Source organism: Asticcacaulis sp. W401b, assembly GCF_046503825.1.
Classification (GTDB): domain Bacteria; phylum Pseudomonadota; class Alphaproteobacteria; order Caulobacterales; family Caulobacteraceae; genus Asticcacaulis.
Genome location: NZ_JBKFEE010000003.1, coordinates 62,113 through 86,198, shown reverse-complemented (window position 1 = coordinate 86,198; position 24,086 = coordinate 62,113). Strand labels below are relative to the sequence as shown.

Here is a 24,086-nt window from a genome sequence, read left to right as displayed (position 1 = left end):
TTGGTTAGGCGCGATCCTCTTCGCGCAGATACTCATTCACCGCATAGCGCAATTCACCGGCGTGCGCTGTCCAGCGTTCGGAGTGAATCGAGGTGTCGCCGATCTCGTCGATCAGGCGGCGGATGTCGGCCGCGTGCTGCCTGTTACGCTCACCTCCTGCCGGATGCGCCTCCAGATAGCCCAGCAAAGCCGGTTTGAGCTGCTCATAGGTGACGACGCGCAGCGTATTGTTCACCGTGTCGATCAGGTCGTCGAGCAGGGCCAGAATATTGTCGCGCGTCGGGGCGGTCGAGGTATCGTCGCGGATCAGCTCATCACGTATGGGCATCAGGCGGCCACCGTGTCTTCGGCGACGGCGTTTTCGATACTGCCGGTCAGGTCGCGGTCTTCGGTGACGCGGGCAATATCGCCGATGGACACGACGCCGACGATACGACGGTTGGCATCGAGCACGGCTAGGCGGCGGATCTGCTCGGCCTTCATGTGGCGCGCGGCGACCTCGACGTGGTCGCTGTCCATGCAATAGACGATGCGATCGGTCATCACTTCGGACACCGGGGCGTCGGGGCTCAGGCCTTCAGCCAGACCCCGCACCACAATGTCCCGGTCAGTGACGGCCCCTTTCAGCCGGTCGTCTTCGCCCACGGGCAGGTAGCCGCAATCGCAATCGCGCATCAGGCGCGCCGCGACGGCCAGCGGGGTATCCGGGCGGATAATCTTGATGTCCCGGCACATGACGTCCTTGATCAGCATGGTCCTCTCCTTTTTGGGTTGAACCGAGAGGATAGGCGTCACCACATAAGGTCTCGCCGTGGCCGCCGCGGGCTGAGCTAAGGTTCGGGCAAAACGCCGGTTTAGGGATTTTTGATCTTCATCTGATCTTCAGGCGCGGAGCCAGAAACGCGCAGACGATCAGTTGCAACTGATGGAACAGCATCACCGGCAACAAAACTGGCCCCAGCACGGCGGCCGGAAACAGCGTTCCCGCCATCGGCACGCCTGAGGCCAGCGACTTCTTCGATCCGCAGAACAGCACCACCACGCGGTCTTCGTGGCTGAGGCCCATGCGCCCGGACATCCACCAGGTGCCGCCCATGACCAGCGCCAGAAGCCCGGCCCCGATGACGAAGATCAGGCCCAGATCGCTTAAGCCCACCTTCGACCACAGGCCTTCGACCACCGAGGCCGAAAAGGCCGTATAGACGACCAGCAGGATCGACCCGCGATCGACCCGCCCGACCAGCGTCTTGTGCCGGTCGAGATAGCCCTTCAGCCACGGCCGCATCAGGTGCCCGACCACAAAGGGCAGCAGCAGTTGCAGGGCGATGTCGATGATGGAATCGAGCGACACGCCACCGCCCGTCGCATTCATCAGCAGCGCGACCAGCAGCGGCGTAATCACAATCCCCAGAATATTGGATAGCGAGGCGCTGCACACCGCCGCGGCGACATTGCCGCCCGCTATGGCCGTGAAGGCGATAGACGACTGAACGGTCGAAGGCAGCAGGCACAGGAACAGCACGCCCGACAGGATCATCGGGTCCATCAGCGGTTTCAGCGCCGTCTGAATGCCCAGCCCCAGCAGCGGAAACACGGCAAAGGTGGTCAGGAACACCACCAGATGCACCTTCCACGCCATCAACCCGGCGAAGATGGCTTCGCGCGACAGCTTGGCCCCGTGCAGGAAGAACAGCAGCACGATGGCCGCGTCCTTGACCCAGCCGGCGACCACAGCACTGTCGCCCCGCACCGGCAGGATGGAGGCCAGCCCCACCATGCCCAGCAGGGCCAGGATGTAGGGGTCGAAGGTCTTGATCAGGTTACGCAGCGTAAAGGCGGGAGCATCGGTCATGCCCCCTTGTCGGCGTCTTTGGGCCGATAATCAACCCGGCACGCCCACCTTTTGCGCCGCCAGCAGCGGCACGATCAGATCACTGACCGGTGTCGGAATGCCGTGCACGCGCCCTTTGCGCGCGATGACGGCGTTGCGGGCGTCCCATTCGGTTTCGCGTCCGGCGGCGCGGTCATCGTACATCGAATTGGTGTCGTCGGGCGCGGCGGCCATAAAGCGCGCCATCTGTGTGTCAATCAGAGCGTCGGGCAGGTCCGCGCCTTCGGCCCGCCCCACGGCCACGCATTCGCTCAGAATGGCGCGCGCAATCGCGGCAATACCCGGCTGATGGAAGACCTGCATGGTTTGTCCCGTCAGCGCCAGTACGGCACCGCCCGGCGCGTTGACGCACAGCTTTTTCCAGTTTTCGCTCACATAGTCAGGCGTCGGGCGCGCCGTGACGAAGCTGCCCGTAAACAGGCCGCAGAAGGCCTGACCTTCCGGCGTATCGGCGGTCAGCAAGCCCGCCCGCCCCCGCCACTCAGCCACACCCGGTGCCGAGCGTCCTGCCGGAATATCGACCACCACCGGCACCAGCACCGTCTCCGCCGGAACCACCGGCGTGACCCGCTCACGGTGCTCTACGCCATTTTGCAGGATGGCGACGCGGGTCTGCGGTCCGACCGTGGCATCCAGCCACGCCTTTGCCCCTTCGACCTGATGCGCCTTGACGCACAGCAGCACCCAATCGGCGGGCGTGAGCGCCTCTGGCACGGTGACCACGGTTGCCCGGCGGCGCGGTGCCATCTCACCGGCATTGGCGACCTTAAGCTGCGAAAACGCCTGCCGGGCAGCAAACACCACCTGATGACCGGCGTCGATCAGGGCCGCCCCGACGCTCAGACCGACCGCGCCGGGCCCGATGATGACAATGTTCGCCATTTTATTACGTTTCCTTCCCCAAGGTGATTCTATCGCGTCGTGCGTTTTGACGATAACGTAAACCTCTTCTGCGGGGTGTGTGATGACCGACTTTGCCAAACGTTTCAAGCTGATCAACTACTATCCGCCATTTATCGGGGCGGGCATCCGCGTCGTGCGCACCGATGCCGATTTCACCGAGATCGAGGTGCAGATGAAGCTGCGCTGGTGGAACCGCAACGTGGTCGGCACGCAGTTCGGCGGTTCGCTGTACATGATGTGCGACCCATTCTTTATGGCCATCCTGATGACGCATCTGGGGCGCGGTTACATCGTCTGGGACAAGGCGGCGCGCATCGACTTCCTCAAACCCGGCCGCGGGCGGGTCACGGCCATTTTCCGCATTCCGCCTGAAGAGATCGCGCGCATCCGCGCCGAGGCCGACCGCCAGCCCAAGCTGGAGCCGGAATTTGAGGTCGATGTGGTGGACGACGCCGGCGTGGTGGTGGCGCGCGTGCACAAGACGCTGTATGTGAGGAAAAAGCCTCCGAAATAGCCGCACGAGTGACGAATGGTCTGGTTCGCCAGCGACAATACCGCCCCCATGCACCCCGCCGTTCTGACCGCCCTCAGCGCCGCCAATGCAGGCCACGCGGCCTCCTACGGCGCGGATGACATCACGGCGCGCCTCAATACCCGCCTGCGCGAGGTGTTTGGCAATCCGCACCTCAGGGCCTTCCCGACCTTCAACGGATCGGCGACCAATGGCGTGGCGCTGGCCTCTGTCATGCGGCCGTTCGAAGCGACGATCGCCACGCGCGACGCCCATATCCAGAACGACGAATGCGGCCTGCCGGAGTTTTTCACCGGGGCCAAGATCCTGATTGCGCCGGACGTGCTGGGCAAGCTGACGCCCGAAGGCGTTGAGACCATCGTCGCCCTGTCGCAGGATCACGCGCCGCACGCCGCGCGCCCGAAGGTGATCAGCCTGACCCAATCGACGGAGATCGGCACGGTCTATAGCGTCGAAGAATTGCGCGCCCTGCGGGCCGTGGCCGACCGGCACGGTCTGCTGATCCATATGGACGGGGCGCGACTGGCCAATGGGGTGGCGGCCTTGGGCGTATCGCCGGCCGAGGCCGTGACCGGCGTGGATATTCTGTCGTTTGGCGGCACCAAAGCGGGCGCGGCCCTAGCCGAAGCGGTGGTGATTTTGAACCCTGCCCTGATCCGCGACTTTGAATACTGGCACAAGCGCATGGGGCAGTTGCCGTCCAAAATGCGCTTCGTGTCGGCGCAGTTGCTGGCCCTGATCGAAGACGATTTGTGGCTAACCCTGGCAAGGCACGCCAATGGCATGACGCGGCGTCTGGCCCAAGGACTGAGCGCGCTTGAGGGGGTATCACTGGTCTATCCACAGGCGGCCAATGCCCTGTTTGTCACCCTGCCCCCGGCGCTGGCGGAGGCGTTGCAGACCGCCGGGCACCGCTTCTATCCGTGGTCTCTGGCGGGGGAGCATGTCTATCGGCTGGTATGCAGCTTCGCCACGACAGAGGACGAGGTCACGGCGTTTCTGACGGATTGCCAGACACATCTCCCCGGCCGCTGAGACCTTATCATGTCCAAAACCACCGCTGCCACCGCCGCCCTGCAAAAGGCCGGGATCGCCTTTGATCTCCACCCCTATGCCTACGACCCAGACGCGCCGCGCGTCGGCCTGCAGGCCGCCGAAGCCCTGGGCGTCGATCCGTCGCAGACCTTCAAGACCCTGATGGCAGAGGTCGATGGCAAGGGTGTCTGCGTTGTCGTGCCGTCGGACGGCGAAGTGTCGATGAAGAAGCTGGCGGCGCACTTCAAGGGCAAGTCGGCGCAGATGATGAAGGTGCCCGAGGCCGAAAAGGTGACGGGCTTCAAGGTCGGTGGCATCTCCCCCTTCGGTCAGCGCAAAGCCCATCCGACCGCCATAGACGAGACGGCGCAGCTTTATGACCGCATCTATATCAATGCCGGTCAGCGCGGCCTGTTGCTGTCGATTTCACCCGATGCGGCTGCGCATGTCCTGAATGCCGGATATGTGGATGTAATGGCGGAATAGCACAACCCGTGATAGTGTTCCTGTGGTCTATCAGGAGGCACATATGGCGGACGGTAATCCCTTCTTCGATCCCTTCGGATTGTGGCGGTTCGCGCCGCACACCCTGACGCAGGACATATTGCGCGGCTGGTCACTGATCAGCATTACCGAGAACAATTCGTCAGCGCCCGGCACCGAAAGACGCATTGTCGAACAGGAAAGCTATGGCCGCCAGATCGGCAAGTTGAGCGCGGCGGTACTCTGTCTGATCGACGACCTGCCCGCCGATCAGCGCGATAAGGAAGCCTATACGGAACTGCGGGCCTTGGTAGAGCGCATCGACAAGCTGAAGGCCGGGAGCGCCTCCCAACGGCTTGACCGCTGGAAGGACGATCTGACACGGCTGAAAACCCTCAATCCGGCGGAATATGAGCGGCAAATCCGCGAGCTGAAGGCGCTGCTTGGCTAAACAGACTGGCCTGCGTGGGTGGCGGCGATCACGTCGCCGTCTTACCGACCGTCAGGCCCTTTTGCACCGCCGGACGCGCGCCGACCTTATCGAACCACGCCCGGATATGCGGCGTGTCGGTGAGCAGGGCCTCCTGCTGATAGAAGGTGCGCAGCGTATTGATCCACGGATAGATGGCCATATCGGCGATGGTGTAGTCATCACCCGCCACATAGGCGTGCTTCGACAACTGCGCTTCCAGCACACCCAGCAGGCGTTTGGCTTCGTTGGTATAGCGGTTCAGCGCATAGGGCACCTTTTCCGGCGCAAAAACCGCAAAATGCCCAAGCTGACCGAACATCGGCCCCAGCCCACCCATCTGCCAGTTCAGCCATTCCAGCACCTTGTAACGCGCTTCGCCCGAGGCGGGCAGGAATTTACCGGTCTTTTCAGCCAGATAGACGAGGATGGCGCCCGTTTCAAAGACGCTGATGCCCGTCTCTTCATCGACAATGGCCGGGATCTTATTGTTGGGGGAGATTTTCAGAAAGTCCGGATGGAACTGCTCATCGGCGCCGATATTGACCGGCCTCACCTTATACGGCAGGCCCATTTCTTCGAGGGCGATGGAGGCCTTGAAGCCGTTGGGCGTGGTCCAGGTGTGCAGAACGATCATGGTCTTCCCCTTTGTAGGTCGAGTATGCCGAAGACATGGGCATGAAACCGCAAACGTCAAGGTTACGGTTTCACGACCATCAGATAGAAAACCACCACAATCGCCGGAAAGGCCAGCGCCCCTAGGATCACCCACCAGCGCTCATAGGTCCAGTAGAGCGGCGGCAGGGGCTCACCCGACGCATAGGCGACGTTCGCCAGATCGCGCATCCGTATCTGCATCCATACCACCGGCAACCAGCAGGCGCCGGCAAAGAGATACAGCATCAATCCCCCGAGCACCCAGCCGCCAAACAGCTCCAGCCCTCCCAGATGCACCAGCCACAGACCGCTCAGAAGCTGCACGATGACGGCGGGTGTGGTGAACAGCCAGTCGGCTATGACCACATGCCGCGAGGCAAAGGCGATGCCCGCCACCTCTTTGCGACGATTGGCCATGAACATGAAAAAGGCCGTGCCTATGCCGGTGCCGAACAGGATGGTCGAGGAGACCACATGCACCCACTTCACCCACAGATAGAGCATTGATCCCCCTCGTCTTCGCGCCTAGACTCCCTGTCATAGAGGCAGGGGATCGAATGGACAAGTCAGCGAAAACACCGCGCTCCTCCCCTGAGATCAGGGAAGACGCTCATACCCTGTGGCTGGTCTACGATGGCGACTGCGTGCTGTGCCGCTCCGGTGCGCTTGGTTATCGCGTCAACCGGGCCGTGGGGCGGCTGGAGACGCTCGATGCGCGCGGCGACCCCGACCACCCTATCCTGAAAGAGATTCGCGCCCGTCAGCTTGACCTCAATCAGGGCATCGTCGTGATCTATGGCCATCAGTGGCACCACGGGGCCGAGGCCCTTAACCGGCTGGCGCTTCTGGGGTCGAACAGCGATGGTCTCAACCGGTTCAACGCCTGGCTGTTCCGCTCGCCGCGCCGCACGCGCTGGCTCTATCCGCTGCTGCGGGCGGGGCGTAACCTCAGCCTCAGATTGGCCGGAAAGACGCAGATATGAGCCCCACCTTCGCCGCCATCTTTGCCGAACAGTGGGAGGCCCTGCCCCCGGCGCTCAAGGCCCACTACGCCAACCGCCCGTTTACGCGCGATCATGTGATCGTCGAAGGGACGCTGGATATCGAGATGCACCCGCTGCTGCGGCGCTTCTCATGGCTGATCAAGGCGACGGGCATGTTGACGCCCTATGAGGGCAAGGCCGTGCCGGTAAGCGTGCATTTCCGCTCCGAACCCGACAGCGACGCCTTTGTGTTTGAGCGCATCTTCTGTTTCGCCGGGCGCTATCCCGTCACCTTCCGCTCGCGCATGGTGTCGAAACGCCCGCACCACGTAACGGAATACATGGCCACCGGCATAGGCTGGCAGGCCCATTACGATTATCACGAGGGGCGCGTGCGGTTGCGACACGCCGGCTATGTCTGGCGGTTGTTCGGCCTCGACATGCCCCTGCCGATCAGCGGTCTGGCCGGGCGCGGCGATGCGTGGGAAGAGGCCACGGGCGAAGACCGTTTCCGCATGTATATGGAACTGCGCCACCCGTGGCTCGGTAAGCTCTACAGCTATGGCGGGGCCTTTCGCGTGACGGAGATGCGTCTTGACGGGTAAGGTGTTGATCCTGGGCGGCTATGGCAATTTCGGCAGGCGCATTGCTGCGGGCCTGATCCGCCGTGACGTGCCGGTGATCATCGCCGGGCGCGACGCCAGTAAGGCCGAAACCTGTGCCCGCTCGATGGGGGCGCAATGGGCGGCCTTTGACCTCCATAGCGGTTTGTCCGAAGCCCTGCGCACGCATAAGCCCAGCGTCGTGGTACACACCGCCGGGCCGTATCAGAACGCCGACTATGGCGTGGCCGAAGCCTGCATCGCAGCGGGAGTACACTATGTCGATCTGTCCGACGCGCGTGATTTCGTGGTCGGCTTTGACCGGCTGGACGCCGCAGCCAGGGCGGCGGGCGTTGTGGCCATCAGCGGCGCTTCGACCGTGCCGTGCCTGTCTTCGGCCGTACTGGACCATTTCCGCGACCGCTTTGCGACGCTGGAGGCGCTCGATTTCGGCATCTGCCCCGGTCAGGGGGCCGAGCGCGGGCTGGCGACCACGGCGGCCATCCTGTCCTATGTGGGGCAGCCGCTGAAACCCTTTGCCGGGCATCCGAAGGCCTATGGCTGGCAAGGCCTGCGGCGGCACGTCTTCCCGCATCTGGGACCGCGCCTGATGGGCGATTGCGATGTTCCCGATCTTGACCTGCTGCCCGCCGCCTATGGCTTACGCTCGATCCGTTTCAGCGCCGGGCTGGAGCTGGGTTTCATACACCTCGGTCTGTGGGCCCTGTCGTGGAGCGTGCGCTGGAAGCTGCTGCCATTCCCGCTGCCGAAGCTGGCCAGGCCCCTGCTGAAGGCGGCTGACCTGTTCGATCCGCTGGGCTCCGACGATGGCGGCATGTTTATGGTCCTGTCGGGCACAGGACTGGACGGGCAGGCGCTGCGCCTCGACTGGCACATCATTGCGCGCCATGGCGACGGGCCGCACATCCCCTCGGTCCCGGCCATCCTGCTGGCCGAACGTCTGGCCAAAGGGGGAGGAGTGGATTTGGGCCCTGCCCCCGGCGCGCGCTCCAGCCTTGGCCAGATAAGCCTCTCCGACTATCTGGCGGCGCTGGAGCGCTTTGATATAGAGGTTTACAACCCGCCGCGCAGGTAATCCGTCTTGCCCAGTTCGACGCCGTAATGGCGCAGGATGGCGTAGGCGGTCGTCACGTGGAAGAACAGGTTGGGGATGACGAAACCCACCACATAGCTATAGCCCGTAAAGGGGATTTCGCGGCCCGGCAGTTTCAGAACCACGTCGCGGCTTTCGGCGCCATCGAACAGGGCCGGATCGACGGATTCGATATAGGCAATGGTCTTGGCCAGACGGTCTTTCAACTCGGCAAAGCTCGTTTCCGTGTCGGCCATGGAGGGGATCTCCGTGCCGGTCAGGCGCGCCACAGCCCCCTTGGCCGTATCAGACACCGACTGTATCTGACGGCGCAGCGGGTGCATGTCGAGCGCCAGACGCGCTTCGATGACCACCGACGGGTCGATCTTTTTCGCTTCGGCAAAGGCCTCGGCCTTGCTGAGGATATGGGTCAGGTTCTTCATCGCATTGATGAGAACGGGCACGGTCATCGAATAGATGGAAACAGGCGGTATCTGGGTCATGGACAGTCTCTTAGGGGTGCCCGGTGCGGCACTTCACCCCAGATGGGCAGGGACTGATTACAATCAAGGCCGAAGCTGGCATTAATACCAACGGCCGAAGATGCTGACCGCATCCGGCCGTTGAAGACACGAGACTGTCTCATATGTTTCAGTGACATGAGACAGTCTCGAATGGAATACCAAGGGTCATTTTCAATGACCTTGGTATCAGGCGACAGAAATTACCTTCAGCGGCCCCACACGATCGGCCTCGGCCTCAGCGACGAAGGTGCCATCGACCGTGACCCTATACTCCCGCGCGGTGATGGTCGAAACCGACACCCACTCACCCGTCGCCGTTTCCGGCGTCAGGGTCAGGCGCACAAAGCCGTTGCGGTCGGTCGAGGCGGCCAGCACTTCGTCGTTCTGATCCGCCAGCACTTTAGCGAGGCTGAAATTGGGCAGCAGATGGTCGAACCACACGGTCGGGCTCGAAATCGCCGTAACGCCCAGTTCCACCGCCACGCGCTCGCCCTTGGCGTCGTGCAATTCGTTGGCCCAGGCCTGATGGCTGTCGCCCGACAGCACGACGGCGCGCGCCCTGGCCTCGCGGATCAGGCCATAGAGGCGTTCGCGCTCGGCCGGATAGCCGTCCCAGGCGTCGAGATTGAGCGGCAGCGGGTCTTCCGTCTGGCTGAAAAGGTCGATCATCGGCCCGATGACGCCGGCCACATTGGGCGGCAGCATCTTCAGCATGGCGGCGATGCGTTCCTCGCCGTACAGCGCCTTGAGGTCCGGACCCTTGACCTTGGCCATGACCACCTGATTGCCGAACACCTGCCAGCGCACGCCATCGGCCACCGAGGCCTTCAGGCCCGTCTGAAGCCACTGACGCTGCGTGGTCCCCAGCAGTTCGCGCGACGGCGCATTCAGTTCGGCGCGGAAGGCGGCGTAATCGGCCTTGCCCGCCGCATCGCGCTTGAGATCGGTCTGATAGTCGAGTTGTTTGGAACGCGCCAGAAAGCGCGTCTCGGTCATGAACAGCTCGGCCAGTTGCCCGAAGCGGAACGAGCGGTAGATGGCTTCGGACAGCATACCCGGCTGCGGGTCACGAATGGGCATCCATTCGCGATAAGCCTTGAGCGCCGAGGCCTTGCGCACATCGAAGTCACCTTCGGTATCCGGCTGATGGTTTTCGGCCCCGTGCATCCACGGGTCGTTGCACATTTCGTGGTCATCAAAGACGCAGATCCACGCCGCGCGGGCGTGCGCCGCCTGCAGGTCGGCGTCGGCCTTATACTGGGCGTGGCGCGTGCGGTAGTCGGCCAGCGACACGATCTCGTGCGGCGGCTCCGGGATACGGCCCAGCAGGCGGCCATTGCCCATGCCATAATCATTCAGGCCCGCGCCGTATTCGTAGATGTAGTCGCCCAGATGCAGGACGGCATCGACCTCTTTCAGATCGGCAATGGCGCGATAGGCATTGAAATAGCCGTTGGAAAACAGCGAGCAAGAAGCAACGGCCAGCACGACGCGATCGGTCTGCATCGGCAGGGTCCTGGCCTGACCGACGGGTGAGGTCACGCCCTGACAGATGAAGCGGTAATAATAGGTCTGCCCCGGCCTGAGCGCCGCCGCATCGACCTTGACCGTATAGTCGCGCCCGGCGTCAGTGACCAGACGACCAGTGCCGGTCAGCGTGCGGAAATCGGCCTGTTCGGCGATCTGCCACACGACTTCGGTGGCGGCCTCAAGACCCGACACCCGCGTCCACAGGATCAGGCGGTCGCTCAACGGGTCGCCCGCCGCCACGCCGTGCGCAAAGTGCGCGCCCTTGATCGGCGCCTGACCGGACCCGGATACGGCCGGAGCCGCCCCCATCAGACCGAAGGCCATCAGCGCCTTGCGGCGGCTTACCTTATACGTCGCGCTCATCTGTGCCGTCCCCTGCCGTGCGTACAGGACCGGCCATAAGCCGCTTCGGTGACAGGGTTATTGCGCCTGCATGACAGTTTTGTTCACAGACTTATGCACAGGGTGGGTGCCTCTGGATTTATACGCCTCCGACTGGCAGGCGCAGGGAGCCCAGTGTGCGAGCTTCAAAAACAGCGCGTGTTTTAAGCACCGCGTCGCCCCCCTCCGCCTCGCAAGCTCGGGACCTCCCCACGGCAAAGCCGCAGGGAGGAGAGACGTCAGTAATTGATGCGCAGCGTTACGCCGACCATGCGCGGTTCACCGGCGATGAAGGTGGCGATACCGAGCGTGTCACCCGTATTGCCGGCGTCCTTGATATAGGCTTCGTCGGTGACATTATCGGCAAAGACTTCGACCGACCACGGCGCGTTCAGCGGCGCGTAGCCCAGACGCAGGTTCAGCAGGCCATAGGCGTCCTGCTTTTCGTCCTGTTTCGTGTCGGCCACCGGGCGCAGGCCCGCCACCGCCGGCTGGTACTTCGACAGGTCGTTATTGTCGTCAAAGACGACGTCCGACTGCCAGATGTAGGTCGGGGTGAACCAGAAGCGGGCGTTTTGCGTGCTGAACTTGAAGCGCCCGCCCAGCGACAGGCTGTGGTCGGGATTCAGGCGGAAGCGGTTGCCTTCATACAGGCCATTGCCGAAACGGGCGTGGCTGTAGGCATAGGTGACAAACAGGTCAGCCCCCGGCGTCAGTCGGTAATAGGCCTGAGTCTCCAGACCGTAGGCGTCGGCTTCCCCGGCGCTGACTGTGATCAGGCCGCCGGTCGCGGTCGAAACCTGCGTCTGGAAGTTCTCGTACCTATAGCCATAGACCGCCGTATCCCAGCTCAGGCGACCGTCCAGCAGGCGCGTCTTCACACCCAGTTCAAGGCTATCGACGGTTTCGGCATCGGCATAGGTGAATTTCGGCGCGGCCAGCGGCGTGCTGCCCGAATCGCCGCTGAGCACCTTGGGCTGGCGGCCGCGCGCCAGCGAGGCATAGGCGTTGATCGTATCGCTGAAGGCATAGCGGGCCACCAGACGGTAGGTGACACCGTCGTCCGAGAAGCTCTGATCAACGCGGTTGCCATTGCCCGGCGTCGGCTGCTTGAAGATACCGACCGGCGGCATACCGGCGACGACGGCCTGAGTGACGACGGGCGTTACCTGCGCCGTCCAGGCATTGATCTGCGCCTGCGACGGCATCGTGCCGGTCGCGGTGACGTATTGCGTGACCAGTTGTGTCACCTGCGCCTGCACATTGGCGGTAATCACCGGCGTCAGGCTGGAGGCCGCCGCCAGAGCCGAGGGGTTTTCCACCGAGGCGGCATAGCCCGACACCTTGTCGTCCTTAGTGTAGCGCACGCCCGCGCTCAGTTCGAGCTTGGGCGTGACGCGCCAGGTCAGGTCGGCATAGGCGTCCACCGACTCGGTCTTACCGAAATTCGTCGAAGATTCGCGGTGGTTAGTCAGCACATAGGGCGACAACACGCCGAAAGCGGCCGTGGCCGTCGCGTCAAGAACCGCGGGCGATTGCGGTGTCGGGCGCGCCAGAGCGTTCGCGAGGAACAGACCGGCCAGACGCTCATTGATCTGCATCGGCACGGCGGTCGAGGCCTCTTCCTTGAAATAGCTGAGGCCCGCAAACCACGACACCGCCCCGCCCGCATCGTAGTTGAGGCGCAGTTCCTGAGACCACTGCTTGCCCTTGGCGTCTTCGGCGATGGCCAGCAGCGGCAGCGACATGCCGTCGGCGTCAAACACTTCCGAAGCCGAGAAGCGGCGATAGGCGCTGATCGACGACAGGCGATAGGCGTCCGACAGACGCCATTCGCCCAGAAGCGTGGTGCCGGTCACGGTGCGCTCCAGCCCCAGATCGCGGTTCTTGAACCCCGCGCCATTGGCCAAAGCCGCGCCGGAGGTCGGCGACAGGTCGCCGATCACGGCCCCCGTCTTCGGGTCGGTCGGGTTGAAGGTGCCCGACTTGAAGCCCGTGCCCGGCGTCGAATCCTTCTGATAGTTGGTGATCAGGTCGAAACGCAGGGCCTCGCTCGGACGCCAGGCGGCCGTGAAGCGCAGGGCATCGCTGCCCAGACCGTTGAAGTCGTCACCGCCCAGCAGGTTTTCGGTATAGCCGTCGCGGTGCTTGGCACGACCCGCCAGGCGCACGGCCAGCGTGTCGCTGAGCGGCACGTTCACCATGGCATCGACCATACGGTAATTATAGTCACCGACGCTGATCGCCGCCTTGCCATCCAGCACGGGTTTGGCCTTGGCCTGAATGATATTGACGGCCCCGATCAGCGCGCCGCGCCCGAACAGGGTCGATTGCGGGCCCTTGGCCACTTCGACGCGGTCGAGGTCGAACAGTTCGACATAGGCGCCGCGCGAGCGCGAGATCGACACGCCGTCCTGAAACACCGAAACGCGCGCTTCGCCGGTCGCCGCGCCCGAGTCGGAGGTGATGCCGCGCATCACGAAGCCGGGATTGTTCGGCGACTGATCCTGCACCTCAAAGCCCGGCACGAACAGGGACAGCTCGGCGAAGTCGGTGACACCGACATCGGTCAGGAAGGACGCACTGAGGCCCGTCACCGCCGCCGGGACGTTGAGCAGCTTCTGCTCGCGCTTTTGCAGCGTCACCACGATTTCCGGCACACCGGCCTCATCCGACCCGGTGGCGGTCTGGGTTTGAGCCAGAGCCGGTGCCGCCAGCATCAGGGCGACAACGGAAACGGAGGCAAGGCGCAGGACGGACATGGACGGCTTCCTTTGGCAGGAGGATGAGACAGAACATCCATCGCTTAACCAAAGCTTATGACAGTAGGGTTGCAGCCGTCACAATTACGCCCACATCCTGCAGATTGCTGCGCCCTGTCACGTAAAAGCGACAATTCCGGGCGAAACTGTGAACCTGTGCCTCAACGAGTCGTATTAGATACTGTCGTTATTTTTTCGCGCCCCCCTCTTGTCAGTCGAAACCGTAACTCTTATAGTTACGCTTATCGCAGATCATTCTCTTAAAGGAGCCCGCCATGCGTCACGTCTTCAAATCGACCCTTATCGCCGTCGCCTTGTTCGCCGGCTCGCTGACCCCGGCCTTTGCCGCCCCGGAAACCTACGCCCTCGAAGCGACCCACACCGAAGTCGTCTTCTCGTGGACGCACTTTGGCTTCTCGAAGCCGACCGCCAAGTTCATGAACGCCGTCGGCACGCTGGTGCTGGACGAAGCCGCTCCGGCCAATTCGTCGGTCGAAGTCAGCTTCGCCATCGACGGTCTGAACACCGGCGTCGCCGCGCTGGACGAGCACCTGAAGAAGCCGGACTTCTTTGATGCCGCCAAATACCCGACCGCGACCTTCAAATCGACCAAGGTCGATGTGACCGGTAAGGACACGGCCAATGTCACCGGCAACCTGACCATCCACGGCGTCACCAAGCCGGTCACCCTGGCCGTCAAGCTGAACAAGATCGGCGCCAATATGAAGGGCGTGAAGACCGCAGGCTTCAGCGCCACGGGCCAGATCAAGCGTTCGGACTTCGGCATGGGCGCCTATGTCCCGGCGGTGAGCGACGAAATCGACCTCGTCATCACGGCCGAAGCCAACAAGAAGTAAGACCGGTTTACGGTTCGTTTTTTCCGGGGGTGCGGTCACGGCCGCGCCCCTTTTTTATTCAGGTGTGCCCATGACGTCGCAACATCCCCTGCCCACCCTCTATATTCCGCATGGCGGCGGCCCGTGCTTCTTTATGGAGTGGAACCCGCCGCATCTGTGGGACCGCATGGGCGACTATCTGCGCGACATCCCCCGTCAGGTGGGGCAGCGCCCGAAGGCCATACTGGTCATCTCGGCGCACTGGATGACCGAACGTTTCACGGTGCAGACCAAGGCGAAGCCGGGCATGTTGTTCGACTATTACGGCTTTCCCGACCATACCTACCGGCTGAATTACCCCGCCCCCGGCTCGCCCGAGCTGGCCGAACGCGTTATTGCACTGGCGGCAGAGGCCGGTATCCCCGTCGATCGCGACGCGACGCGCGACTATGACCACGGCGTGTTCGTGCCCTTCCTGCTAATGTACCCTGAGGCCGACATTCCGGTGGTGCAACTGTCGATCAAAAGCAACTGGGACCCTCAAGAGCACATCGCGCTGGGCAAGGCGCTGGCCCCGCTGCGCGATGAAGGCGTGCTGATTGTGGCGTCGGGCATGAGTTTCCACGACCTCAAGGCCCTGATCCGACTGAGTTTGGCCCATGAGCCGGTCAATGGCTCGCACCATTTTAATGACTGGCTGAACGACACGCTGACGGCCCACGCGGGTGAGGCCCGCGAAGCCCTTCTGCGCGACTGGTCAAAGAGCGCAGGCGCGCGCATCGCCCATCCGCACGAGGACCATCTGGTGCCGCTGTTCGTGGCCGCCGGTGCCGCCGGCGACGCGCCGGGCGTACGCACCTACGACGAGACTCTGCGCCCCATGAACACGGCGGTCAGCGGCTTTCAGTTCGGCTAAGGTTGAGTCGAGCTTGGCAGCTTTTATACGATGAGCGTCAGTTTTGCCACTTCTGGGTTTGCGTGTGGGCGGCCATACTCTCCCTGTTAACGGAGGTGTCGCATGTACGATCTTTATATCGCCAACAAGAACTATTCCTCGTGGTCGCTGCGCCCGTGGGTGCTGCTGAAAACGCTGGGGATTCCCTTCACCGAGCACCTGCACTATTTCTCGACCCCCATCGGCGAGAATGTGCAGTTCAAGGCCTTTTCGCCGTCATCTCTGGTGCCCGCCCTGCACGATCAGGGCCTGACCATCTGGGATTCTCTGGCCATAGTCGAGTATGTCTATGAGGCGCATCCGGCCGTGTGGCCTGCGGATCGTGAGGCGCGCGCCTTTGCCCGTTCGGCAGCGGCGGAGATGCATTCCGGCTTTTCCGTCTTGCGCACCATCTGCACCATGACCTGCGGACTGCGGGTAAAACTGCACACAATCAGCCCGGCGCTTCAGCGCAATATCGACCGTCTGGATGCGCTGTTCAGCGAAGGGCTAAGCCGCTTTGGCGGGCCGTTTCTGGCGGGCGACACCTTCACGGCGGTGGATGCCTTTTACTGCCCCGTGGCCTTCCGCGTGCAGACCTATGGCTTAAGGCTGAGCCCGCCCGCGCAGGCCTATATCGAGCGCCTGCTGGCCCTGCCCGCCATGCAGGACTGGTACGCGGCAGCGCTGGCCGAGACGGCGCGCGAACCGGAGCACGAGGCCGAGGTGACGGAGGCAGGCGCCATTCTGGCCGACTATCGCGTCGTTTAAAAAGAGTTTGGCGGGAGGCTATCCGGACCTCCCGCCGCGGCAGGAAAACCTGCCGTTACACGCCGCAGCAAAAACGACGCATAAGGCGCTTCACGGTCTGAGCGAAACCGTGGAGTCCGGAGGAATGGGGCGGAATATAGATTTCGGCGAAGGTGGCCGCGCGCTTTAGCGGCGCAGGCCGGGCACGGCTGTCAGGAGACGACAGAGGCGCCATAAACGGATCGGGGGTACGCATACTGAAGACGCCTGACTAAAGGTTACACATGGTATGCCATACATAGCATACCGTACAAATCAGAATAATGCCGTTCTCTTAATGTGCGATTAATGCGCGGAAAGGTTGAGGCGCGCGAGGTCAGTGAACGGACGAGGCAGACCCTTTTTTCAGCTCATCCTCCAGCCATTCCATATCGTCGTCGCTGAGGCCGAAATGGTGCCCCGCCTCGTGGATCAGGATATGGGCGACCAGATCGCCCAAAGGCACGCCGGTTTCGGCCCATTCATCGAGGATCGGGCGGCGGAACAGGTGGATCATCGGCGGCAGGTCGCCTGTGAAGGTCTCGGTTTCCGCCGGGCGGCCCGTATAGAGGCCGGTCAGTTCAAACGGGTCTTCGATGCCCAGATCGGCCAGCAGGTCTTCGGCGGGGAAGTCCTCAACGATCAGCACCACGTCGCGCAGATACCCGGCAAAGGGCTCCGGCAGCTTGCTCAGCGTGTCTCTGGCCACGGCTTCGATATCGTCCAGCGACGGCGGGGGGCCAAACGCGGTCTGGCTCATTCGGCGTCCGGGCGATCAACGGCGTTTTCCGGATAGACCTCGACCGGCTTTTCGCCGTCCCACACCACCCAGTACTGCCCCAGCCGCCGCTTCCGCTCAATGGCTTCGGACACGGCGGATTGCAGAGCCAGGAAAGCCTGTTCTGATTTTAACCTGAATTCAGACGCCTCGGTCAATCGCCTGCTCCATGAGCTGCTCGTACAAATCGTTGCTGAATACCGTAACCCTGTCTGCGGTTTGCTCGAAAATGCGCTTCGGCATATCTGAGGTATTCAGATAGACCCGGCATTCGCTGACAGCTTGTCTGTAAGCGAACATCAGATTGTGCAGACTACGCGGGAAACGGCGTTCGATGTCAACCGTCGGGATAAAATGGCCGCCGTGCGCCACACGCTCAGCCACACGCTGTTTGGAAACCTCTACAGTCGGAAGCGCGAAGTAATAAAGCTCAACCGCCCAGCCATCGGCCTTCAAGCGTTCGATCAGCCTCAGATAGGTTTTGCCGGACAGCGTCGTCTCAAAGGCAAAATCCTCACGCGCAACAATCCGCGCCTCCATTTCTGTCAGGAACAGCCGTGCCGCCGCGGCGGCCTGCTGCTCCGGATGGAAGGGCGACAGACCCGACGCGATCAGGTCGGCATTGATGAAATGTGCCACCCCCACCGCAGGCAGGTACTTCAACGCAAATGTGGTTTTCCCTGCGCCATTCGGTCCGGCGATGATCAGACATCTGGGCATAGTCTTGTTCTCACGGACTCCCAATCGGAAATCGTGAGATTTGAGACGAATAGCAGGAGCCTAGCGCCGCAGGTACGCGAGGTACCTGCAAGCGACGGCGACGCACTCGTCGGCCAAAGACCGCGATTTCCTAAGCTTCGATGTCTTCCGGCAGACCGACCACATGGAAGCCCGCATCGACGTGCACCACTTCGCCGGTGGTAGAGAGGCCAAGGTCGGAGGCCAGCCACAGGGCCGCCCCGGCGACGCCTTCCATAGAGGTTTCTTCTTTCAGCAGCGAAAACTGACCCGACTTGGCGTGCAGGGAACGCCCACCGGAGATACCGGCCAGGCTGAGGGTGCGCATGGCGCCCGCCGAAATGGCGTTGACGCGGATCTTCTTCGGGCCGAGGTCGCGGGCGATATAGCGCGTCGAGGCCTCAAGCGCCGCCTTGGCCACGCCCATGGTGTTGTAGTTCGGAATGACGCGCTCAGAACCCAGATAGCTCAGCGTCACCAGCGACCCGCCGTTCGGCATCAACTCAGCCGCGCGGCGCGACACATCGACGAAGGAGAAGGCCGATACATTCATGGCCAGCAGGAAGCCTTCGCGGGTGGTGTTTTCGACGAACGAGCCTTGCAGTTCGTTCTTGTTGGCGAAGGCCACCGAGTGGATCACAAAGTCGATTTCGCCGTAAATCTCTTTGAGTTTGGCAAAGGCCGCATCCATCGACGCGTCGTCGGTGACGTCGCATTCGATCAGGTGTTTGACACCGATGGATTCGGCCAGGGGCCCGACGCGGCGCAGCAGGCTTTCACCCATATAGGAGAAGGCCATATCCGCGCCCTGCGCCGCCAGTTGCGAGGCGATGCCCCAGGCAATGGACTTGTCATTGGCAACGCCCATGACCAGGCCCTTCTTGCCCTTCATCAGCTCGCCCTTGGGGAATTTCCAGCCGTCTTCAGCCATATGTCTAATCCTATGAATACACCCTCCCCGCTACACAGGGAGGGATGTGAATTACAAATCCGCCTGCGACAGGATGATCGAACCGTTGGTGCCGCCAAAGCCGAACGAGTTCGACATCACGGTTTCCAGCGCGCCGTCGCGGCGCTCCCTCAGGATCGGCATACCGTCAAAGGCCGGGTCGAGTTCCTCGATATGCGCGCTCTTGGCCGCAAAGCCATGCTGCATCATCAGCAGGCAGTAGATCACTTCCTGTGCCCCAGCCGCACCCAGCGAATGGCCCGTCAGCGACTTGGTCGAGGAGATCAGCGGAGACGCTTCGCCAAAGACGTTACGCACCGCGCCCATTTCGCGCTCATCACCCACCGGCGTCGAGGTGCCGTGCGGGTTGAGATAGTCGATCTTGCGGCCACCGGCCTGACGCAGGGCCTCACGCATACAGCGCTCCGCCCCCTCACCCGACGGGGCCACCATGTCGTAGCCGTCCGAATTGGCGCAATAGCCGACGATTTCGGCCAGAATATTGGCCCCGCGTGCCTTGGCCCGCTCATAGTCTTCGAGCACGACCGCGCCGGCACCCCCGGCGATGACGAAGCCGTCGCGGTTCTTGTCATAGGCGCGCGATGCGACCGACGGCGTGTCGTTGAAGTTCGAGGACATGGCGCCCATAGCGTCGAACAGGTTGGACAGGGTCCAGTCCAGTTCTTCGGTGCCGCCGGCAAACATCACGTCCTGACGGCCCAGCATGATCTGCTCGGCCGCCGCACCGATGCAGTGCACCGATGTGGCGCAGGCCGAAGAGATCGAATAGTTGATGCCGCGAATCTTGAACCAGGTCGCCAGCACGGCCGAAGGGCCCGACGACATGGCCTTGGGCACCGCGAACGGCCCGATGCGCTTGGGCGACTTCTTTTCGCGCGTCGTGTCGGCGGCTTCGACGATGGTGCGCGTCGAAGGGCCGCCCGCGCCGAAGATGATGCCCGTGCGCTCGTTGGAAATATCGCTCTCTTCCAGACCGGCCGACTTTATGGCCTGCTCCAGCGAGACGTGCCCATAGGCCAGACCGTCCGACAGGAAGCGCGCCGCGCGGCGATCGACCAGAGGCGTCCAGTCGCCGATGGTCGGTTTGGCGTGCACCTGACACTTGAAGCCCAGCTCGGCATATTCCGGCGCGGCGACGATGCCCGATTTGGCGTCACGCAGCGAGGCCGCAACCTCGTCTGCGCCCGTGCCGATGGATGAGACGATACCGAGACCGGTGATAACAACTCTACGCATAGTTCGCTTCCCTGTAGTCGAGGGGGTGCTTTTTGATCAGACCAGATCCTTGGCGTCGAACAGGCCGACGCGCAGGCCCGACGCCGAATAGATCGGCTTGTCGTCAGCCAGCACCACGCCTTCGCCGATGCCCATGATCAGCTTGCCCGTCATGACCCGCTTCATATCTATCTTATAGGTCACCTTTTTGACGGACGGCGTGACCTGACCGGTAAATTTGACGTCGCCGACGCCCAGCGCGCGGCCGCGGCCCGGATTGCCCGACCAGCCGAGGAAGAAACCGACCAACTGCCACATGGCGTCAAGGCCCAGGCAGCCCGGCATGACCGGATCGCCGATAAAGTGGCAGGCGAAGAACCACAGGTCGGGATTGATGTCGAGTTCGGCTTCGATATAGCCCTTGTTGAAGGCCCCGCCGTCCTGCGTGATCTGCGTGATACGATCCATCATCAGCATCGGCGGCGCCGGCAGCTGGGCATTGCCCGGACCGTACATTTCCCCGCGCGAACAGGCCAGAAGGGCTTCATAATCGAAAGACGAAGGACGGTCGCTCATTGGGGCTCCGGATAGAATCTCACACACATATAGCTGTTACGCGGCGCTTAATGGCGCGTTCGTAACAGGCTGTAAAGATGCGTTACACGCATAGAGGCCGCGGCTCAATGGCTTTTGTTGTGAAATTTGGCCCACGGAGGCGCGTTAGAGCGCATTCCGAAAAGTGTGCAACGGTTTTGGCTTCGCCGAATTTCGTTTCGGACTCAAATGCGCGACCAACCAAAACGTTAGAGCGGAATTTCGATTCAGCCTGAACGAAATCCGCGCTAACGCACGCCCTGCGGGGTGCCCAGCCGCGTAAAGGGGTCCGGGCGTTTGCACGCCGCCCCTTCCTGTGCCCCCCACAGACGGTCCTGCGGGGCCCAGCCATCGACATTGCCGACCGAGACCTTGCAATAGCCCTTCTTGCACTTGTCGAGCGCGGCCAGAGCGCGCGGATTGAGTCGCGCCTTGACCTTGGCGGTGGGTTTGGCGGCGCTCAGCAGGTCGATCTTCTGCGTGCCCATCGACACCACGCTGCGCTGCGACTTCAGCATCGAGCGGCTGACCCAGGCAATGCCGCCGTCCGGATCGCAGATCATGCGCCATTCGCGGGTTTCAGAAATGATCTGCACCGGCAGGTTCTTCTGGCGATAGGTCCACAGAACCTTGTTTTCCTTGGTCGGGCCAGAGCGGGCATAGACTTCGTTGGAGCGCAGTGAGGCCCAGCGCGGCACCGGCTGCTTTGAGGGCGTGTTGAACGACTCTTCCTCAGCAGACCCGGCCTGCGCGGTGGGCGCAACGCCGCCGCAAACCATCCCCAGCGACAGGGCCAAAACAGCCGCCCTCGCCCACCCCGACTTGACGCGGGGGCACGCCCTATGGTGTGGTGATTTCACTGAAAAAAACAGGCTGAACAGGGTCGGCATCGGCAAAAGCAGACGGTTAAGGGGGCGTGGAAAGGTCTTCGACACTGGGCTTGCAATGCTTCAGATTTGGTTAACCAGACCCTAAAAAACAGTCCTGAACGAAAATGCCGTCAAAGGGTCAACGCATACCATGAACAAGAAATTGAAAGTCGTTATGACCGTGAAACTGCCCGACGGGGTGGAAACGCGGTTCCGCGAACTGTTCAACACCACGCTCTGGCTCACCAAGGACCCGATGCCGCGCGACAAGATGATCGAGGCGGCACAGACCGCCGAAGTCCTCGTCTCTTCGATCAATGACCGCATCGACGCCGACTTTATCGACGCCTGCGGCGAACAGCTCAAAATGATCGCCAATTTCGGCGTTGGCTATGACCATATCGACGTCGCCAGAGCCGTCGAAAAGGGCATCATCGTCACCAATACGCCGGGCGTGCTGACCGAAGACACGGCCGAAATGACCATGGGCCTGATCATCGCCGTGGCCCGCCGCTTCGTCGAAGGCGCTGAAACCGTGCAGCGCGGTGAATTTTCCGCCTGGTCGCCGACCTTCATGATGGGCCGCCGCATCTATGGCAAGCGGCTGGGGATCGTCGGCATGGGCCGCATCGGTCAGGCGCTGGCCCGCCGCGCGCGTGCCTTCGGGATGCAGGTGCACTATCATAACCGCAAACCGGTGTCGCAGCGCATTTCGGATGAGCTTGAGGCCACCTACTGGGACGATCTGGACCAGATGTTGTCGCGCATGGACGTGGTGTCGATCAATGCGCCGGGTGGTCCCAACACCTTCCACCTGCTCAATGACGAGCGACTGGCGAAGCTTCAGCCACACGCCATCCTCGTCAACACGGCGCGCGGGCAGATCGTCGATGAAGAGGCGCTGGCGCACCTCTTGCGCGGTAACAAGATCGCCGGCGTCGGCCTTGACGTCTATGAGCGCCTGCCCGGCATCAATCCGGAACTGTTCGGCCTGCCCAATGCGGTACTGCTGCCGCATATGGCGTCTTCGACCATCGAAGCGCGCACCGATATGGGCGACCGGGTGATCCTCAACATCAAGACGCTTCAGGACGGCCACCGCCCACCGGACCGAGTCATTCCGGCGATGCTATAAGTTACTCATGAAAACGTTTTGCCTGCGGCCAAATACGTTTTTCATGGGTTGGATATGAGAAAAAGACCCTCGGGGCGGCCCGTCGGGTCTTTTTCGCTTTTTATCCCCCTCTCCCCGTGCACGGGGAGAGGGCCGGGCGGAAGGGCATGAAACGGCAAGTCCCCTGAAAATGCGTCGGAAAAAGTTTTTCACAGGTTTCCGAAAAATGCCCCTTGCAAAGGCCGCGGGCTTTTGTCTATAAGGCGCACCTCTTCGGCGGACACGCCGGTGGATAACAGAAACGAGCGGGTGTAGCTCAGCGGTAGAGCGCCACCTTGCCAAGGTGGATGTCGAGAGTTCGATCCTCTTCACCCGCTCCAATCTGTTTTACAAAGCACAAAAGGCCGGATCGCTGATCCGGCCTTTTGTGCTTTGATACCCCCAACCCTTTACCGCTTATCCCCAGCCACCGGATTGACAGTGTCTGTCATTCGCAGGAGGCTCGCGGGCAGAAAAGGGGGCCTCTCATGACATCGGCAAACACACGTCAGCTTCAGTTCGCTATCGCTTTTGGCGTCCTGTCTTTTATAACCGTGGCGCTGGGGGCGCTGACAATGCAACAGGCGGGGCTGAGCGCCGGCTTGTGGTTGCGTAACCCGGTGGCGTGGCTGATTGGCGGGGGGCTCTGCTTCGGTTTAAGTCGCGTGCGACTGCCGCTATTGCCGCTGCTCGTCGTGGCTCTGGTCCTTCTGGGCCTCTGTTTTGTCTTTCCGGGACAAGACGGCGTTCACCGCTGGCTGGCCTTCGGACCCGTTCAGCTCAATGCCGCCGCCCTGATCCTGCCTCTGGCGCTGACCGCCACCCGACCGGAGAGGCCGTCGCCGCTGTGGCTGATCGGTCTGGGCCTGATCGCCGCCTGTCTGGCGTGGCAACCCGACCGTTCGCAGCTTCTGGCCTTTAGCGTCGCGGCGCTGGTCCTGATCGCGCAGGTTTATGGTCCGCGCGCCCTGCTGTGGGCGGCGCCGGTCGCCGCTCTGGCCCTTGGCCTGTGCCTGTGGCGGCCCGATCCGCTCGCGCCCGTAGCGCACGTCGAAGGCGTGATCCATATGGCCGCCGCGCAGTCACCGCTTCTGGCCATCGGCTTGAGCGCCGCTCTGGCCCTCACCGCCTTGAGCCCCCTGTGGCTGTGGCCCGACGCAAGCCGCCGCCCGCAGGCCTTAGCGCTGAGCCTCTATTTTGCCCTCAGCGCCGTGGCCTGGCTTTACGGAGCCTATCCCGTACCGCTGGCCGGATACGGCCTCAGCTTCGTCCTCGGCTGGTGGCTGGGGGTTGCCGGGCTTTTTGCAAAATCACCCACCCAATCCGCTTAGAGCCCGCTTGCGCCGCCTCTTAAAACGGGTACGT

The 24,086-nt window shown here is 62.4% G+C and carries 29 protein-coding genes and 1 tRNA gene; 13 read left to right on the top strand and 17 right to left on the bottom strand.

Features of this window, described 5'->3' with window-relative positions; all coding sequences use genetic code 11:
- Positions 1-4: 4 nt before the first annotated feature.
- From ACK8OE_RS07895 to ACK8OE_RS07880, 4 genes are all read right to left on the bottom strand, one after another.
- Complete coding sequence (locus ACK8OE_RS07895) at positions 5-328, bottom strand: hypothetical protein (RefSeq protein WP_410272105.1); 324 nt, start codon at positions 326-328, stop codon at positions 5-7.
- Positions 328-753 carry a CBS domain-containing protein gene (locus tag ACK8OE_RS07890; protein WP_410272104.1) on the bottom strand — a complete coding sequence of 142 codons (426 nt, stop codon included), beginning with the start codon at positions 751-753 and terminating at the stop codon, positions 328-330. Before ACK8OE_RS07890 ends, ACK8OE_RS07895 begins: the two co-directional genes overlap by 1 nt.
- A 118-nt stretch (positions 754-871) precedes the next feature.
- A complete protein-coding gene (locus tag ACK8OE_RS07885) occupies positions 872-1,852 on the bottom strand; it encodes a bile acid:sodium symporter family protein (protein ID WP_410272103.1) in 981 nt (326 codons plus the stop codon).
- Positions 1,853-1,882: 30 nt separating this feature from the next.
- On the bottom strand, positions 1,883-2,773 hold the full coding sequence (locus tag ACK8OE_RS07880) for a 2-dehydropantoate 2-reductase (RefSeq protein WP_410272102.1): 891 nt from the start codon (positions 2,771-2,773) through the stop codon (positions 1,883-1,885).
- A gap of 82 nt (positions 2,774-2,855) precedes the next feature.
- On the opposite strand from ACK8OE_RS07880, the gene ACK8OE_RS07875 reads away from it, so the two are divergent.
- From ACK8OE_RS07875 to ACK8OE_RS07860, 4 genes are read left to right on the top strand one after another with little or no spacing between them, the layout of a single operon-like run.
- Positions 2,856-3,308: a DUF4442 domain-containing protein gene (locus tag ACK8OE_RS07875; protein WP_410272101.1), complete on the top strand. Its 453-nt coding sequence runs from the start codon at positions 2,856-2,858 to the stop codon at positions 3,306-3,308.
- 15 nt (positions 3,309-3,323) lie between these two features.
- Complete coding sequence (locus ACK8OE_RS07870) at positions 3,324-4,361, top strand: threonine aldolase family protein (protein WP_410272100.1); 1,038 nt, start codon at positions 3,324-3,326, stop codon at positions 4,359-4,361.
- A gap of 9 nt (positions 4,362-4,370) precedes the next feature.
- Positions 4,371-4,847 carry a Cys-tRNA(Pro) deacylase gene (gene ybaK / locus ACK8OE_RS07865; protein WP_410272099.1) on the top strand — a complete coding sequence of 159 codons (477 nt, stop codon included), beginning with the start codon at positions 4,371-4,373 and terminating at the stop codon, positions 4,845-4,847.
- Positions 4,848-4,890: 43 nt separating this feature from the next.
- On the top strand, positions 4,891-5,295 hold the full coding sequence (locus tag ACK8OE_RS07860; protein WP_410272098.1) for a hypothetical protein: 405 nt from the start codon (positions 4,891-4,893) through the stop codon (positions 5,293-5,295).
- A gap of 28 nt (positions 5,296-5,323) precedes the next feature.
- Here the strand turns inward: ACK8OE_RS07860 and ACK8OE_RS07855 are convergent, their stop codons facing one another.
- Positions 5,324-5,950, bottom strand: a complete 627-nt coding sequence (locus tag ACK8OE_RS07855) for a glutathione binding-like protein (protein WP_410272097.1) — start codon at positions 5,948-5,950, stop codon at positions 5,324-5,326.
- 62 nt (positions 5,951-6,012) lie between these two features.
- A complete protein-coding gene (locus tag ACK8OE_RS07850) occupies positions 6,013-6,474 on the bottom strand; it encodes a DUF2269 family protein (RefSeq protein WP_410272096.1) in 462 nt (153 codons plus the stop codon).
- A 53-nt stretch (positions 6,475-6,527) separates the two neighbouring features.
- On the opposite strand from ACK8OE_RS07850, the gene ACK8OE_RS07845 reads away from it, so the two are divergent.
- Genes ACK8OE_RS07845 through ACK8OE_RS07835 form a run of 3 tightly spaced genes read left to right on the top strand, consistent with a single transcriptional unit; the run spans position 6,528 to position 8,651 of the window.
- The gene (locus tag ACK8OE_RS07845) at positions 6,528-6,953 is read left to right on the top strand and encodes a DCC1-like thiol-disulfide oxidoreductase family protein (protein ID WP_410272095.1); all 426 of its coding nucleotides are present in this window, start codon (positions 6,528-6,530) and stop codon (positions 6,951-6,953) included.
- Positions 6,950-7,558 carry a DUF4166 domain-containing protein gene (locus ACK8OE_RS07840; RefSeq protein ID WP_410272094.1) on the top strand — a complete coding sequence of 203 codons (609 nt, stop codon included), beginning with the start codon at positions 6,950-6,952 and terminating at the stop codon, positions 7,556-7,558. The genes ACK8OE_RS07845 and ACK8OE_RS07840 overlap by 4 nt, the downstream gene beginning before the upstream one ends.
- Entirely contained in the window at positions 7,548-8,651 is a 1,104-nt protein-coding gene (locus ACK8OE_RS07835) for a saccharopine dehydrogenase NADP-binding domain-containing protein (protein ID WP_410272093.1), read from the top strand. The genes ACK8OE_RS07840 and ACK8OE_RS07835 overlap by 11 nt, the downstream gene beginning before the upstream one ends.
- Here ACK8OE_RS07835 and ACK8OE_RS07830 read toward each other — a convergent pair.
- The 3 genes from ACK8OE_RS07830 to ACK8OE_RS07820 form a co-directional block, all read right to left on the bottom strand.
- Positions 8,630-9,151, bottom strand: coding sequence for a DUF1993 family protein (locus ACK8OE_RS07830; RefSeq protein WP_290796158.1), 522 nt, complete (start codon positions 9,149-9,151; stop codon positions 8,630-8,632). The two genes, ACK8OE_RS07835 and ACK8OE_RS07830, sit on opposite strands and share 22 nt — an antisense overlap.
- A 207-nt stretch (positions 9,152-9,358) precedes the next feature.
- Positions 9,359-11,065, bottom strand: a complete 1,707-nt coding sequence (locus tag ACK8OE_RS07825; protein WP_410272092.1) for an alkaline phosphatase D family protein — start codon at positions 11,063-11,065, stop codon at positions 9,359-9,361.
- Positions 11,066-11,322: 257 nt separating this feature from the next.
- Positions 11,323-13,845, bottom strand: a complete 2,523-nt coding sequence (locus ACK8OE_RS07820) for a TonB-dependent receptor (RefSeq protein WP_410272091.1) — start codon at positions 13,843-13,845, stop codon at positions 11,323-11,325.
- A gap of 275 nt (positions 13,846-14,120) precedes the next feature.
- On the opposite strand from ACK8OE_RS07820, the gene ACK8OE_RS07815 reads away from it, so the two are divergent.
- The 3 genes from ACK8OE_RS07815 (at position 14,121) to ACK8OE_RS07805 (ending at position 16,386) form a co-directional block, all read left to right on the top strand.
- Positions 14,121-14,702: a YceI family protein gene (locus ACK8OE_RS07815; protein ID WP_410272090.1), complete on the top strand. Its 582-nt coding sequence runs from the start codon at positions 14,121-14,123 to the stop codon at positions 14,700-14,702.
- A 70-nt stretch (positions 14,703-14,772) separates the two neighbouring features.
- Entirely contained in the window at positions 14,773-15,597 is an 825-nt protein-coding gene (locus ACK8OE_RS07810) for a DODA-type extradiol aromatic ring-opening family dioxygenase (protein WP_410272089.1), read from the top strand.
- Between the two features lie 102 nt (positions 15,598-15,699).
- Complete coding sequence (locus ACK8OE_RS07805) at positions 15,700-16,386, top strand: glutathione S-transferase N-terminal domain-containing protein (RefSeq protein WP_410272088.1); 687 nt, start codon at positions 15,700-15,702, stop codon at positions 16,384-16,386.
- Between the two features lie 55 nt (positions 16,387-16,441).
- On the opposite strand, the gene ACK8OE_RS07800 is transcribed toward ACK8OE_RS07805, so the two are convergent.
- The 8 genes from ACK8OE_RS07800 to ACK8OE_RS07765 all read right to left on the bottom strand — a co-directional run bounded on the left by ACK8OE_RS07800 (position 16,442) and on the right by ACK8OE_RS07765 (position 21,496).
- Positions 16,442-16,621, bottom strand: coding sequence for a hypothetical protein (locus tag ACK8OE_RS07800; RefSeq protein ID WP_410272087.1), 180 nt, complete (start codon positions 16,619-16,621; stop codon positions 16,442-16,444).
- Positions 16,622-16,741: 120 nt separating this feature from the next.
- A complete protein-coding gene (locus ACK8OE_RS07795) occupies positions 16,742-17,164 on the bottom strand; it encodes a metallopeptidase family protein (protein WP_410272086.1) in 423 nt (140 codons plus the stop codon).
- Positions 17,161-17,340 carry a hypothetical protein gene (locus ACK8OE_RS07790; RefSeq protein ID WP_290796139.1) on the bottom strand — a complete coding sequence of 60 codons (180 nt, stop codon included), beginning with the start codon at positions 17,338-17,340 and terminating at the stop codon, positions 17,161-17,163. The genes ACK8OE_RS07795 and ACK8OE_RS07790 overlap by 4 nt, the downstream gene beginning before the upstream one ends.
- Positions 17,324-17,902: a zeta toxin family protein gene (locus ACK8OE_RS07785; RefSeq protein ID WP_290796137.1), complete on the bottom strand. Its 579-nt coding sequence runs from the start codon at positions 17,900-17,902 to the stop codon at positions 17,324-17,326. Before ACK8OE_RS07785 ends, ACK8OE_RS07790 begins: the two co-directional genes overlap by 17 nt.
- Positions 17,903-18,032: 130 nt before the next feature.
- Entirely contained in the window at positions 18,033-18,851 is an 819-nt protein-coding gene (locus ACK8OE_RS07780; protein ID WP_290796135.1) for an enoyl-ACP reductase, read from the bottom strand.
- Between the two features lie 51 nt (positions 18,852-18,902).
- The gene (gene fabB, locus ACK8OE_RS07775; RefSeq protein WP_410272085.1) at positions 18,903-20,126 is read right to left on the bottom strand and encodes a beta-ketoacyl-ACP synthase I; all 1,224 of its coding nucleotides are present in this window, start codon (positions 20,124-20,126) and stop codon (positions 18,903-18,905) included.
- 36 nt (positions 20,127-20,162) lie between these two features.
- A complete protein-coding gene (gene fabA, locus ACK8OE_RS07770; protein ID WP_126419517.1) occupies positions 20,163-20,681 on the bottom strand; it encodes a 3-hydroxyacyl-[acyl-carrier-protein] dehydratase FabA in 519 nt (172 codons plus the stop codon).
- Between the two features lie 266 nt (positions 20,682-20,947).
- Positions 20,948-21,496, bottom strand: a complete 549-nt coding sequence (locus tag ACK8OE_RS07765; RefSeq protein WP_290796126.1) for an SH3 domain-containing protein — start codon at positions 21,494-21,496, stop codon at positions 20,948-20,950.
- A gap of 223 nt (positions 21,497-21,719) precedes the next feature.
- Between ACK8OE_RS07765 and ACK8OE_RS07760 the strand changes: the two genes are divergently transcribed.
- The 3 genes from ACK8OE_RS07760 to ACK8OE_RS07750 all read left to right on the top strand — a co-directional run bounded on the left by ACK8OE_RS07760 (position 21,720) and on the right by ACK8OE_RS07750 (position 24,052).
- A complete protein-coding gene (locus ACK8OE_RS07760; RefSeq protein ID WP_410272084.1) occupies positions 21,720-22,703 on the top strand; it encodes a 2-hydroxyacid dehydrogenase in 984 nt (327 codons plus the stop codon).
- 284 nt (positions 22,704-22,987) lie between these two features.
- Positions 22,988-23,062: transfer RNA gene (locus ACK8OE_RS07755), tRNA-Gly, on the top strand.
- Between the two features lie 147 nt (positions 23,063-23,209).
- The gene (locus ACK8OE_RS07750) at positions 23,210-24,052 is read left to right on the top strand and encodes a hypothetical protein (protein ID WP_410272083.1); all 843 of its coding nucleotides are present in this window, start codon (positions 23,210-23,212) and stop codon (positions 24,050-24,052) included.
- Positions 24,053-24,086: the final 34 nt, after the last annotated feature.

Coding starts and splice junctions, on each gene's coding strand:
- fabA (WP_126419517.1), bottom strand. CDS start 20,681: ATGAGCGACCGTCCTTCGTCTTTCGATTATGAAGCCCTTCTGGCCTGT.
- ACK8OE_RS07870 (WP_410272100.1), top strand. CDS start 3,324: ATGGTCTGGTTCGCCAGCGACAATACCGCCCCCATGCACCCCGCCGTT.
- ACK8OE_RS07840 (WP_410272094.1), top strand. CDS start 6,950: ATGAGCCCCACCTTCGCCGCCATCTTTGCCGAACAGTGGGAGGCCCTG.
- ACK8OE_RS07800 (WP_410272087.1), bottom strand. CDS start 16,621: ATGCGTACCCCCGATCCGTTTATGGCGCCTCTGTCGTCTCCTGACAGC.
- ACK8OE_RS07780 (WP_290796135.1), bottom strand. CDS start 18,851: ATGGCTGAAGACGGCTGGAAATTCCCCAAGGGCGAGCTGATGAAGGGC.
- ACK8OE_RS07785 (WP_290796137.1), bottom strand. CDS start 17,902: ATGCCCAGATGTCTGATCATCGCCGGACCGAATGGCGCAGGGAAAACC.
- ACK8OE_RS07850 (WP_410272096.1), bottom strand. CDS start 6,474: ATGCTCTATCTGTGGGTGAAGTGGGTGCATGTGGTCTCCTCGACCATC.
- ACK8OE_RS07895 (WP_410272105.1), bottom strand. CDS start 328: ATGCCCATACGTGATGAGCTGATCCGCGACGATACCTCGACCGCCCCG.
- ybaK (WP_410272099.1), top strand. CDS start 4,371: ATGTCCAAAACCACCGCTGCCACCGCCGCCCTGCAAAAGGCCGGGATC.
- ACK8OE_RS07845 (WP_410272095.1), top strand. CDS start 6,528: ATGGACAAGTCAGCGAAAACACCGCGCTCCTCCCCTGAGATCAGGGAA.
- ACK8OE_RS07815 (WP_410272090.1), top strand. CDS start 14,121: ATGCGTCACGTCTTCAAATCGACCCTTATCGCCGTCGCCTTGTTCGCC.
- ACK8OE_RS07805 (WP_410272088.1), top strand. CDS start 15,700: ATGTACGATCTTTATATCGCCAACAAGAACTATTCCTCGTGGTCGCTG.
- ACK8OE_RS07860 (WP_410272098.1), top strand. CDS start 4,891: ATGGCGGACGGTAATCCCTTCTTCGATCCCTTCGGATTGTGGCGGTTC.
- ACK8OE_RS07885 (WP_410272103.1), bottom strand. CDS start 1,852: ATGACCGATGCTCCCGCCTTTACGCTGCGTAACCTGATCAAGACCTTC.
- ACK8OE_RS07855 (WP_410272097.1), bottom strand. CDS start 5,950: ATGATCGTTCTGCACACCTGGACCACGCCCAACGGCTTCAAGGCCTCC.
- ACK8OE_RS07810 (WP_410272089.1), top strand. CDS start 14,773: ATGACGTCGCAACATCCCCTGCCCACCCTCTATATTCCGCATGGCGGC.
- ACK8OE_RS07890 (WP_410272104.1), bottom strand. CDS start 753: ATGCTGATCAAGGACGTCATGTGCCGGGACATCAAGATTATCCGCCCG.
- ACK8OE_RS07880 (WP_410272102.1), bottom strand. CDS start 2,773: ATGGCGAACATTGTCATCATCGGGCCCGGCGCGGTCGGTCTGAGCGTC.
- ACK8OE_RS07825 (WP_410272092.1), bottom strand. CDS start 11,065: ATGAGCGCGACGTATAAGGTAAGCCGCCGCAAGGCGCTGATGGCCTTC.
- ACK8OE_RS07760 (WP_410272084.1), top strand. CDS start 21,720: ATGAACAAGAAATTGAAAGTCGTTATGACCGTGAAACTGCCCGACGGG.
- ACK8OE_RS07820 (WP_410272091.1), bottom strand. CDS start 13,845: ATGTCCGTCCTGCGCCTTGCCTCCGTTTCCGTTGTCGCCCTGATGCTG.
- fabB (WP_410272085.1), bottom strand. CDS start 20,126: ATGCGTAGAGTTGTTATCACCGGTCTCGGTATCGTCTCATCCATCGGC.
- ACK8OE_RS07750 (WP_410272083.1), top strand. CDS start 23,210: ATGACATCGGCAAACACACGTCAGCTTCAGTTCGCTATCGCTTTTGGC.
- ACK8OE_RS07875 (WP_410272101.1), top strand. CDS start 2,856: ATGACCGACTTTGCCAAACGTTTCAAGCTGATCAACTACTATCCGCCA.
- ACK8OE_RS07830 (WP_290796158.1), bottom strand. CDS start 9,151: ATGACCCAGATACCGCCTGTTTCCATCTATTCGATGACCGTGCCCGTT.
- ACK8OE_RS07795 (WP_410272086.1), bottom strand. CDS start 17,164: ATGAGCCAGACCGCGTTTGGCCCCCCGCCGTCGCTGGACGATATCGAA.